The organism is Phocaeicola sp. ICN-14070 (assembly GCF_037892625.1).
GTDB classification, from domain to species: Bacteria; Bacteroidota; Bacteroidia; order Bacteroidales; family Bacteroidaceae; genus Phocaeicola; species Phocaeicola plebeius.
In genome coordinates this window covers 1-10,869 of record NZ_JBBKBF010000088.1, presented here as the reverse complement: position 1 = coordinate 10,869, position 10,869 = coordinate 1, and the positions used below count along the sequence as shown (strand labels likewise).

Annotated in this window: 13 protein-coding genes; all 13 read left to right on the top strand. The window is 47.3% G+C overall.

Translation table 11 applies throughout. The features are described from left to right. Positions 1-472: 472 nt before the first annotated feature. Positions 473-1,027, top strand: coding sequence for a hypothetical protein (locus tag WKT20_RS16555; protein WP_021935591.1), 555 nt, complete (start codon positions 473-475; stop codon positions 1,025-1,027). A gap of 133 nt (positions 1,028-1,160) precedes the next feature. Beyond that, complete coding sequence (locus tag WKT20_RS16550; protein WP_004320284.1) at positions 1,161-1,529, top strand: helix-turn-helix domain-containing protein; 369 nt, start codon at positions 1,161-1,163, stop codon at positions 1,527-1,529. A gap of 43 nt (positions 1,530-1,572) precedes the next feature. Further along, positions 1,573-1,914: a helix-turn-helix transcriptional regulator gene (locus tag WKT20_RS16545; RefSeq protein WP_005812869.1), complete on the top strand. Its 342-nt coding sequence runs from the start codon at positions 1,573-1,575 to the stop codon at positions 1,912-1,914. Positions 1,915-1,916: 2 nt separating this feature from the next. After that, positions 1,917-3,023, top strand: coding sequence for an AAA family ATPase (locus tag WKT20_RS16540; RefSeq protein ID WP_005812867.1), 1,107 nt, complete (start codon positions 1,917-1,919; stop codon positions 3,021-3,023). Between the two features lie 200 nt (positions 3,024-3,223). Continuing rightward, the gene (locus WKT20_RS16535; protein WP_005812865.1) at positions 3,224-4,123 is read left to right on the top strand and encodes a toprim domain-containing protein; all 900 of its coding nucleotides are present in this window, start codon (positions 3,224-3,226) and stop codon (positions 4,121-4,123) included. A gap of 156 nt (positions 4,124-4,279) precedes the next feature. Continuing rightward, a complete protein-coding gene (locus WKT20_RS16530) occupies positions 4,280-5,251 on the top strand; it encodes a hypothetical protein (RefSeq protein ID WP_005812863.1) in 972 nt (323 codons plus the stop codon). Continuing rightward, positions 5,239-6,018 carry a hypothetical protein gene (locus WKT20_RS16525; RefSeq protein ID WP_340417745.1) on the top strand — a complete coding sequence of 260 codons (780 nt, stop codon included), beginning with the start codon at positions 5,239-5,241 and terminating at the stop codon, positions 6,016-6,018. The genes WKT20_RS16530 and WKT20_RS16525 overlap by 13 nt, the downstream gene beginning before the upstream one ends. Then, a complete protein-coding gene (locus WKT20_RS16520) occupies positions 6,015-6,785 on the top strand; it encodes a metallophosphoesterase (RefSeq protein ID WP_007837351.1) in 771 nt (256 codons plus the stop codon). Before WKT20_RS16525 ends, WKT20_RS16520 begins: the two co-directional genes overlap by 4 nt. Before the next feature lie 221 nt (positions 6,786-7,006). Further along, complete coding sequence (locus tag WKT20_RS16515) at positions 7,007-7,459, top strand: hypothetical protein (RefSeq protein WP_005812857.1); 453 nt, start codon at positions 7,007-7,009, stop codon at positions 7,457-7,459. Then, the gene (locus tag WKT20_RS16510) at positions 7,456-7,788 is read left to right on the top strand and encodes a DUF4134 domain-containing protein (RefSeq protein ID WP_005812854.1); all 333 of its coding nucleotides are present in this window, start codon (positions 7,456-7,458) and stop codon (positions 7,786-7,788) included. The genes WKT20_RS16515 and WKT20_RS16510 overlap by 4 nt, the downstream gene beginning before the upstream one ends. A gap of 58 nt (positions 7,789-7,846) precedes the next feature. Then, entirely contained in the window at positions 7,847-8,212 is a 366-nt protein-coding gene (locus tag WKT20_RS16505) for a DUF4134 domain-containing protein (RefSeq protein ID WP_007837354.1), read from the top strand. A 48-nt stretch (positions 8,213-8,260) separates the two neighbouring features. Next, positions 8,261-8,560 carry a DUF4133 domain-containing protein gene (locus WKT20_RS16500; RefSeq protein ID WP_005816074.1) on the top strand — a complete coding sequence of 100 codons (300 nt, stop codon included), beginning with the start codon at positions 8,261-8,263 and terminating at the stop codon, positions 8,558-8,560. Between the two features lie 122 nt (positions 8,561-8,682). Then, the coding region (locus tag WKT20_RS16495) for a TraG/VirB4 family ATPase (RefSeq protein ID WP_234138445.1) at positions 8,683-10,869 on the top strand (2,187 nt) is incomplete at its 3' end.

Below are 10,869 nucleotides of genomic sequence, written 5' to 3'. Positions count from 1 at the left end.
AAGTAATTGACAAGAAGAAAGATGAAGCTACAGAAGCTTTTAAGTTGGACATAGATGAATAGTGATTATCATTTGTAAGCACTTAGTATAGAAGACCACTTGTATCAATAAGTCCTTTATTGTACAGGTGGTTTTTAGTGCCTTTCATTTTCAACATTCTATGTAATGATGCTATTGTTTTGGCACTTTAACCTTTCGTGGAAACCAAACATTTATAACAATAAACAGATAAAAATGAAAAAAGACAGCCTTTTTTGGCTTCTCTCTTTTTGAAGAGAGCAAGCGTGTCCACAAACATGTGGAGTGTACAGAAGACTTCTACAGAGAACTGTATGAGTTGTTTGAGATCGCAAGAAGTTGGTATCTTCAAGCTGAAAAGAATCATATGAAGACAGAGTACTTCATAGAACTATTTGAGCGCAGTCACCAATATATTGACTGTGATTGTGCACGTTGTAAGAACTCGCGACAGATGGCAATTGGCATTATTGGTACTTTGTTTAGAGACTCTAAGTGTGTGTCAATAATCAAGAAAAAAGAAGATTATTCCAAGCAGGAACTTATTGAGTTGTTTCTTCAACATGTGGGTACTGGTCTGCCAATCCTTACCCGAAAGAAATCGTCCATCCTCACTTTGGGATGCCAATTGTCAGACAGACAGATGGATTTGTTGGTAGAACTTGTCCAAAGTCACGACATATTTGATTTTGCCGACAACAGTGATGTGCGTAGCGAGTTGTGTCGCCTATTCAAGTGCGACTTGGACGCATCTATCCGTGTAAAGAATGTACGTAATGTAGCCGTACTGTTTGACGCTATGGCTCAATACCATTTGATAAACAATAATTGGCAATATGTCATGGGAGAAGGTCGCTTCTTAACCAGTATCAAAAAGGATGGAACAGAGAAATTCATAACTTCAAGTTGTCTTTCCTCTTCTCTTTCAAGGATAAGAAGAAACGTTTCCATGACAGCAAGTCAATATGCCATCTGCAAATCCATCGAACAGATATTAAGAGAGGAATAAATCACAATAATTCTGCTAAATGAAAGTAAAAACGTGATAGTTTGGTTGATACTGCCTTACTATCACGTTACTTTTTCTATTTAGTGACAGTCTCCCCATAACTTTGCATCAAAAATCATAAAAAATAATTAGCATGGAAGAAAATAGTATAAGATTTGAAGATATTCCCAACGCTATAACGGGGGTACTGAAAAAGCTGTCATCATTAGAAGACAAGATTGATGGTATATATGAACTTGTTCAATCAGAAAAAGAAGAAACATGGTTTACGGTTGCTGAATTATGTGCTTATCTCCCAACACATCCGGTAGAGCATACCATATATTGCTGGACAAGCAATCGGGAAATACCGTTTCACAAGAGAGGCAAACGCATCATGTTCCTCAAATCTGAGATAGATGAATGGCTTCAAGGAACCAAGGGCAAATCGAAGAACGAGATTCAAAGAGAAGCAGAGGAATATGTACTATCTACACAAAGAAAGAATAGACGGCTAATATAACCGTGCTACTGTCTGTAAACAATTTAATTAAGGTACGTGACACATGAATGAAAGACATTTTAGACTCTATGAGCGAATTGTCGCAATAGAAGACAGTTTGGAGGCTTTGGGACCTATTGACAAACTAATAGAGCGAATCGAGGAATTGGAGAAGATGGTCAAGCAGACCAAAACCGTCTTGGGGTTTGACGAAGCATGTAAGTATATTGGTGTTTCTGAAAGCCTGCTATACAAACTTACAGCCGCAAAAGAAGTTCCACACTATAAGCCAAGGGGAAAAATGCTGTATTTTAATAGAGAAGAAATCGACAAGTGGCTGCTCCAAAACAAACAAGAGGTCATTGGAATGGTAACGAAAATAGAAATTGATAATCCGAAAGAATGAAAATGGAAGAAAATAACAAACATGTACAGCCTAACTCAAAAGAGGAAGGAGTACAGCGTCTCAATCGCATATTGAGCGAATCGTTGATAAAGGCAACAGATACTTATAAAACACCTCCTCAGATTATATGGGTTGATAATTCCAGCATAGCCACATTGGGCAACTTCAGTGCTTCTACTGGTAAGGCAAAGGCGAAAAAGACCTTCAACGTGTCTGCCTTGGTAGCCGCTTCCCTCGCCAACGGCAAGGTACTGAACTATCGCGCCAGTCTGCCAGAGGGGAAACGCAAGATACTGTATGTAGATACGGAGCAGAGCCGCTATCACTGCCATAATGTGCTGGAGCGCATCCTGAAGCTCGCTGGTCTACCTACAAGCATCGACAACGAGAACCTTGACTTTATCTGTCTGAGAGAGTACACGCCCTCCGTCAGGATAGAGGTCATAGACTATGCGCTTGCCCAAGACCAAAGCTATGGACTGGTCATCATCGACGGAATCAGAGACCTGCTTCTCGACATCAACAATGCGGGAGAATCGGTCGAGGTCATCAACAAGATGATGGAATGGTCATCAAAGTATGACCTGCACATCCATTGCGTATTGCATCAGAACAAGGGCGACAATAACGTGCGCGGGCATATCGGTACGGAGATGAACAACAAGGCAGAGACGGTGCTTGTCATCACCAAGAGCACCACCAATCCCGACATCAGCGAGGTGAAGGCGATGCACATCCGTGAGAAGGAGTTCAAGCCGTTTGCCTTTACAGTCAATGAGGAAGGGTTGCCAGAGATTGTCGAGCACACGCCGGAGAAGGAAGAAGGTGACAAGCAACCGTCAAGGTTTACTTACCAAGACTTGACATCCGAACAGCATAACGAGGCGCTGACGGCTGCATTCAAGGAGAAACCTATCAAAGGATTCGATCGCATGGTGGAGGAATTAACGCAAGCCTATGCAGACATTGGCTTTAAGCGTGGCAGAAGCGTCATCATCAAAATGCTGAAATACCTGATTAACGAGCAAAAGCTCATAGTGAAGCGGGATAATCATTACTATTTCGGATATACACCTGCCGAGATTGACCTGTTCCATGAAGAGGAATAAAAACAGTTCAGAAACCAGTTTAGTTTACGTCCGTACCTATATATAAGAAATAAGGCCAAAGTAAACCGAAATCGGAGGCTGAATTGGGAAGCGGAAAAGTAGTTTAGCAAATGGTTTAGTTTACGGGTGTGCCTATATAGGAGAAAGGGTAAAGTAAACTGTTTCCATGGACAAAGTAAAACCGAACAAATGAAAGTACAATGAATATTGAACAATCGAAGAAACTGAGCATTATAGACTTCTTAGACAAGGAGAATGTAACGCTGAAAAAGAAGAAGGGCAATGCCTACTGGTATCTGTCACCCTTCAGGGACGAGAAGACCGCATCGTTCAAGGTCAGCAAGAAGGAGAACCTGTGGTACGACTACGCCATTAAGGAGGGCGGTGACCTTGTGGAGCTGGTAAAGCGTATGTATAACAAACAATCCGTTTCCGATGCCCTTGCCTACCTTGCGTCCAAGAGTATTGCCACTGTGGATAAGGCAATCGAGACCGCTATCGCAGCCAAGGAATACACGACAACCAAGATGAACGATGTGAAGCTGCTCCCACTGAGCAACCATTCTCTGCTGTCCTATTTCAGTAGCCGACGGATAGACATCACCATTGGCAGGATGTATTGCAGGGAGATACACTACAAGGTTGAGCAAAAACATTACTATGGCATTGCCTTTGGCAATCTGAGTGAAGGACATGAGGTGCGCAATCCCTATTTCAAGGGCTGCATCGGGCATAAGGACATCACCCTGCTTGCCCATACGTTCAACGAGTGGCAAAACGGTTGTCTGGTCTTTGAGGGCTTCATGGACTTCCTTGCTTATATGACCCTCGTTAAACAGCAAGACCGATGGTTTGTCGTTGAAAGCCCTTGCGACTATATGATACTGAACTCAGTCGCCAACCTCAAACAGGCATTGCATTACCTTGACCGTTACACCCACATCCATTGCTTCCTCGACAACGACCAGGCAGGACGCAAGACGGTTGAGAGCATCAGCAATGTATTCGAGTACAGGGTGACGGACGAGTCCTTCAGATATGCCGACTACAAGGATGTCAACGACTATCTGATGAGGAAGAAACGAACGGCATCTGAATGACATTATAAAGACGAAAACACCATCATTTGATGCAAAAATGGCTCAAATGCATTGAAATTACATATCAAATCTGCACTTTTTCGCCCAAACATGCTTGATTCTCAATTATTATCCTTATTTTTGCATCGTTTTAATACATTATTAAAATGTAGCAGAATGGAATTGAAAAAAGAAATAAGGATATTGGGCAGACGCTTTGAGGTGGAACCTCGTGCCAAGGAAAGCCTGAAAGGCATCACGGTTGGCGAGAAACTCTCATACCGTTTCTATGATGGCACATACCAAGGCACGCCCCTGCTGTTCGTTGAGCCCAAGAAGGGCAATCCCTCTCCACGGACTTGCGCCATCACGGGCAAGCGGTTGACCGAAGCCCTGGGACTGCCTGCGGTGTTTATCCTTGCGCCCGGACCCACCTACGAGCGACACAGACTGGCAGACAAAGGAGTCTTCTTTGTCATGTCCGAGGAATATGCCCATCTGCCAGGCATCATAGCATTGGAGAAGACAAGCAACAGGAAGATTGCCGAAGTATTGACCCCTGTGGCGCAATACATACTACTCTATCACCTACAGGTGGGCAGTATTGAAGGAATGTCGCCAAGGGATATTGCACCGTTGCTTCCATATTCTTACGAAAGCGTCACGTTGGGTGTCACCTGTCTTGAAGATGTAGGACTGTGTCAAAAGATTCAGAACGGACAGCGCAGCAAGGTGGTACACTTCGAGTTGAAGGGCAAGGAACTGTGGGACAAGGCTCAGAACGTCTTGCTGTCACCTGTGGAGAACCGCATCTTTTGCGATGACATACGCTTGGATGCGGAATACCCCGTATGCGGCATCAATGCCCTGGCACATTATTCCATGCTTAATCGTGACCGGGAAGAGATGATAATGATGACAAGCAAGGAATATCGTGCCGTCAAGTCGGCTGATGTCATGGAGAATCCCAACATCTATGACGGCAACTATATCATAGAGGTATGGAAATACCCTGTTGTCAGCAAAATGGGCGACAAAAGCCAGTGGGTTGATCGCCTTTCCCTTGTCCTTTCGTTGAGAGATGATGATGATCCGAGAGTAGAAAAAGAAGTAGAACGAATAATCAGTGAACAGAAATGGAAGGATTAGTCAAGTTCCGTGAAGCATTTGCGGAATACTCAGAAAACTATGTGGTGATAGGCGGAGCAGCCTGTGACATCACCATGACCAATACCGTGGTGCGTCCACGCGCCACACACGACATCGACATGATAGTCATCGTAGAGAACATGACCGAGGCTTTCGCCAATCGCTTCTGTCAGTTTGTGCGGGAGGCTGGCTATCGACCTGAAAAGAGGAAACAGGAGGCTGGTGAGCCACCAAGGTATGAAATGTATCGTTTCCTTGATGGTAAAGACGGCTATCCCGAGATGATAGAACTGCTGTCACGCCACCCCGACGTGCTTGGAGAGCCAAAGGGATTTGTCATAGAACCTATCCCGACCGATGAAGATGTGTCGAGTCTTAGTGCCATCATCATGGACGATGATTACTATCACTTTACTATCGCACACAGCCAACTGACTGATGGCATACGCCATGCCAATTCCGCTGCCTTGATAGCACTGAAGGCAAGAGCCTACCTAAATCTCATGGCAGACAAGCGGGACGGCAAGCATGTGAACACCAAAGACATCAAGAAGCACCGTTCGGACATCCTGAAAAATGTGGTCATAATGACTGAGGACAACATTGAGGCTCCTGCTTCAATAGTGGCATGTATAAGGGAGTTTGTCGCCTCCATCAGAGCCGACTGGTCAACTCTCGCAGAACCATTGTCAAAGTCACTCGGTCAAGACGAGGCATTTGTGACCGGACTGTTAGATCAACTGGATGAATTGTTTATAGAAGCATGACCAATATGAAGATACAATACGCATCCGACCTGCATCTGGAGTTTGCCGACAATTGGCGGTATCTGAAAGCCCACCCCTTGGAGGTGACGGGCGACATACTGCTGCTTGCCGGCGACATCGGCTATCTCGGCGATGACAACTACTCCAAGCATCCCTTTTGGGACTGGGCATCGGAGAACTACAAGGAGGTGCATTGCTGCATGGGCAACCATGAGTTCTACAAATATTATGATGTGGCGACACTGCCCGACGGCTATCTCTTGGAGGTACGTCCCAATGTATTCAGCCACTACAACGGTATTGCGAGGATTGGCGACACCGACATCATCCTCTCCACCCTTTGGTCGAGGATTCCTTTGGAGGACGCTTACTTCACCGAGCAAGTGATAAGCGACTTCCGCCGTATATTATATAAAGGTGAGCTGATGACCCATGCCCAATTCAATGCTGAGCATGAACGTTGCCTCACCTTTATCAAGGATGCAGTGGCATATTCGCAAGCAGCCCATAAGATTGTTGTCACCCATCATGTACCATCGTTCCGTATGCTCCACCCAAAGTTTCAAGGCAGCAAGGCAAACGTGGCGTTCACCGTAGAGTTGGAGGACTATATCACCGATAGCGGCATAGACTATTGGATATACGGACATTCGCACACCAACATCGATGCCAGGATAGGCAACACCCAATGCTTGTCCAACCAGTTGGGCTATGTTTTCTCTAACGAACATCAGGACTTCTCCCATGGCAAGTACCTGACCATATAGCCATCCACATTTTTTTCATCCACCCTCTTTACAAGCTCTTCCCTATCGGAAGGGCTTTTTTTGTGCCTTTCGAGTTTGATTTTTGAGTATGATTGCGAGTGTAATCAAAATTAGAGTTAAGATTTGGCTCCGCGGAAAGTCATTTCGGTTTAAGATTGAAGAAAAGGTAGTTCCTTTGCATCGGCAATAAGCCAAACCATAGTAAAATCAAACTTGAAAATATGAAGTCATTTGTAATATTCGCCATTGTCGTGACCATAATCTATGTCATCTACTATACGGTCATCATCGTGCAGGATCTGTACGGAAAGCCCAAGGACGAGAAGTCACAGGGCGAGTCGTTTGATGTCAGTGACATGACCGACGAGGAAGAGTCGATAGCGGTCAGCGAGAGCGACGGTGGTTTCAGCGTAGGCGACAACCAATATGAGACAGCCTACGAGGAGAAGCAGCTTGCAGAGCCTACAGAGGAGGCAGCCGCCACTGCGGAAGAGAGCAAGCCTCATGTGCTTGAAAAGATACAAAGCGCAATCGAGAAGAAGATGGAGGAAGTGAATACCACCTATTCCGACCCCATGTATTCGGAAGAATTGAACAACACCATCATCGCCCGCGGTCTTCGTCACAATGGACGTGACATGGTCAAGGTGGAATCACTCAATAATGAGATATGATGTCAAAAACAAGAAGTGCATTTCTATCATTATATGCCGCTTTAACCCCAGCTCTGGCCAGTGCTAAGTGTGGCAACGTGGACTACAGCTGGGGAGCGGACGCACTTGCGAGTGCCCATGACTATGCCGTGACGATGATGCTCTATATCGTTTATCTGTGCTATGCAGTGGCGGGCATCGTGGTCATAGTCAGCGCCTTGCAGATATATATAAAGATGAATACGGGCGAAGAAGGAGTGAAGAAGAACATCATGATGCTGGTGGGAGCCTGCCTGTTCCTCATAGGAGCGACCATCGTCTTCCCCGCTTTCTTCGGTTATCAGATTTGAGATACAGGTGATACGAGATAAGATAACTCAAAGTGTAACAAATTAAAAGGTAAAAAGAATGTTTGAAAGGATTAACAAGAAGGTGAAGGGATTCTTCTCTTCACAGCGCATGAAAACGCTCGCCCTGATGTTGCTTGTCGGCACCACCGCAGCAATGGCACAGAACGCAGCCGGCGACTACTCGGCAGGAACGACCGCGCTTACCACAGTGACGGAGGAGATTGCCAAGTATGTACCTATCGTGGTGAAGCTCTGCTATGCCATTGCAGGTGTCGTTGCAATTGTCGGAGCCATAAGCGTTTACATCGCCATGAACAACGAGGAACAGGACGTGAAAAAGAAGATCATGATGGTCGTCGGCGCATGTATTTTCCTCATTGCAGCAGCCCAGGCACTGCCTCTGTTCTTCGGCATTGGAGGTTAAACGCAGCGTGAGATTGTGAGTATGTAGAACGTTAAAACACTGACAGTTATGGCAGATACAAAGCAAGAGCGTTTTCCGGATTATCCCATTTTCAAGGGACTGCAACGTCCATTGGAGTTCTTCGGGTTGCAGGGACGCTACATCTACTGGGCGGCAGCCACCGCAGGAGGAGCCGTTGCGGGTTTCATCCTCGGCTACTGCATCTTCGGTTTCGTGGCAGGACTCGTGCTGCTAGTCCTCGCCGTAGCTGTCGGTGGCGTTCTCATCGTCATGAAGCAGCGCAAGGGCTTGCACAGCAAGAAGAGTGACAACGGCATATTCATCTATGCCTATTCAAAGAAAGTGTAAAACAAAAAAGAGAATCCATTATGTCCAAGTGGAAAGCTATCAATGATTGTAAGTGAATGGAGGTGGGGGCATCACGCATGAGGGTGCGCCCGCCTTTTTGCGATTAAAAAAGAAAAAGAACAATGACCCTATACATCATACTCATATTCTCAGCCATCTGCGTGGGCATGGCCATCAGTGTCAAGGCATTCGGCACGGGAGGGAAGCGCAAGCGCATCTTCCAGGACATCTACTTCTCCATCGAGGAAGTGGATGGCATCGGCGTGCTCTATACCAAGACGGGCGAATACTCCGCTGTTCTGAAGATGGAGAACCCTGTGCAGAAGTATTCCGCCAACATCGAGGCCTACTATGAGTTCACCCACCTCTTCGCCGCCCTTGCCCAGACCTTGGGCGAAGGCTATGCGCTGCACAAGCAGGACGTGTTTGTGAGGAAGGCATTCAAGGAAGAGAACGGTGGAAATCATGAGTTCCTGAGCGAGAGTTACTTCCGCTATTTCAACGGCAGACCCTTTACCGACAGCGTCTGCTACCTCACCATCACACAGGAGAACAAGAAGAGCCGTCTGATGTCGTTCGACAACAAGAAATGGCGTGACTTCTTGGTGAAGATACGCAAGGTGCACGACCAGCTGAGGGATGCCGGCGTGAAGTCCCGATTCCTCGGCAAAACGGAAGCCTGCGAGTATGTGGACCGTTTCTTCTCCATGAACTTCCGTGACAAGGTGGTGTCGATGACCAACTTCAAGGTCGATGACGAGACCATCGGCATGGGGGACCGTAGCTGCAAGGTGTATAGCCTTGTGGATGTGGATTATGCCAACTTGCCGTCGGTCATCCGTCCCTACGCAAATATCGAGGTGAACAACACCAGTATGCCCGTTGATCTCGTGAGCATCGTCGATAGCGTGCCCGGAGCCGACTGCGTGGTGTTCAACCAGATGGTGTTCGTGCCCAACCAGAAGCGTGAGCTTGCCCTACTCGACAAGAAGAAAAACCGCCATGCCTCCATGCCCAACCCCAGCAACCTGATGGCTGTAGAGGACATCAAGCGTGTGCAGGAGGTGATAGCCCGTGAGAGCAAGCAGCTCGTCTATACCCACTACAACCTCGTGGTGGCAGTGAGCGGCGACACCGACATACAGAAATGCACCAACCATCTCGAAAACTCCTTCTCGCGCATGGGCATCCACATCAGCAAGCGGGCCTACAACCAGTTGGAGCTGTTCGTCAACTCTTTCCCCGGCAACTGCTATGGCATGAATGCCGACTACGACCGATTCCTCACCCTCGGCGATGCCGCCACCTGTCTGATGTACAAGGAGCGCATCGTGCATAATGAGGACACCCCGCTGAAGATATACTATACCGACCGCCAAGGTGTGCCCGTAGCCATCGACATCACAGGAAAGGAGGGAAAGGAGAAGCTGACCGACAACTCGAACTTTTTTTGTTTGGGTCCTTCGGGCAGCGGCAAGTCGTTCCACATGAACAGCGTGGTGCGTCAGTTGTGGGAGCAGAACACCGACATCGTCATGGTCGATACGGGTAACTCGTATGAGGGACTCTGCGAGTATGTGGGCGGCAAGTACATCGCCTATACGGAGGACAAGCCCATCACCATGAACCCCTTCAACATCAGCAAGCGGGAGCTGAACATTGAGAAGATAGACTTCCTGAAGAACCTGATACTGCTGATATGGAAAGGCTCGGAGACGCAGATACCCGAACTGGAGTTCCGTGTCGTGGAGCAGTTGGTGACGGAGTATTACGATTTCTATTTCAACGGTGTGCAGCCCTATCCTTCCTCACAGAAGGAGACACTGAGAAAAAACCTCTCCACCATGGAGAAGCGGCGCGGCACGGAGCTGACGCAGATACACGACAAGGTGGAGAAACTCATCAAGGGACTGGAGGAACGGCGCATGGCATTGAGCGTGAAGACCCTCTCCTTCGACTCATTCTATGAGTTCGCCTGTGAGCGTCTCGACCAGATCTGCATCGAGAACAACATCACCACCATCGACTGCGACAACTTCGCCTATATGCTCCAAAACTTCTACCGTGGCGGCAAGTACGACAAGATTCTCAACGAGAACGTGGATAGCACCTTGTTCGACGAGACCTTCATCGTCTTCGAGGTGGATGCCATCAAGGAGAACAAGCAGCTCTTCCCCATCGTGACGCTCATCATCATGGACGTGTTCCTGCAGAAGATGCGCCTGAAGAAGAACCGCAAGTGCCTTGTCATCGAGGAGGCATGGAAAGCCATCGCCTCGCCGCTGATGGCCGAGTACATCAAGTACCTA

Coding starts and splice junctions, on each gene's coding strand:
- WKT20_RS16540 (WP_005812867.1), top strand. CDS start 1,917: ATGGAAGAAAATAACAAACATGTACAGCCTAACTCAAAAGAGGAAGGA.
- WKT20_RS16520 (WP_007837351.1), top strand. CDS start 6,015: ATGACCAATATGAAGATACAATACGCATCCGACCTGCATCTGGAGTTT.
- WKT20_RS16510 (WP_005812854.1), top strand. CDS start 7,456: ATGATGTCAAAAACAAGAAGTGCATTTCTATCATTATATGCCGCTTTA.
- WKT20_RS16525 (WP_340417745.1), top strand. CDS start 5,239: ATGGAAGGATTAGTCAAGTTCCGTGAAGCATTTGCGGAATACTCAGAA.
- WKT20_RS16530 (WP_005812863.1), top strand. CDS start 4,280: ATGGAATTGAAAAAAGAAATAAGGATATTGGGCAGACGCTTTGAGGTG.
- WKT20_RS16515 (WP_005812857.1), top strand. CDS start 7,007: ATGAAGTCATTTGTAATATTCGCCATTGTCGTGACCATAATCTATGTC.
- WKT20_RS16500 (WP_005816074.1), top strand. CDS start 8,261: ATGGCAGATACAAAGCAAGAGCGTTTTCCGGATTATCCCATTTTCAAG.
- WKT20_RS16545 (WP_005812869.1), top strand. CDS start 1,573: ATGAATGAAAGACATTTTAGACTCTATGAGCGAATTGTCGCAATAGAA.
- WKT20_RS16550 (WP_004320284.1), top strand. CDS start 1,161: ATGGAAGAAAATAGTATAAGATTTGAAGATATTCCCAACGCTATAACG.
- WKT20_RS16505 (WP_007837354.1), top strand. CDS start 7,847: ATGTTTGAAAGGATTAACAAGAAGGTGAAGGGATTCTTCTCTTCACAG.
- WKT20_RS16555 (WP_021935591.1), top strand. CDS start 473: ATGGCAATTGGCATTATTGGTACTTTGTTTAGAGACTCTAAGTGTGTG.
- WKT20_RS16535 (WP_005812865.1), top strand. CDS start 3,224: ATGAATATTGAACAATCGAAGAAACTGAGCATTATAGACTTCTTAGAC.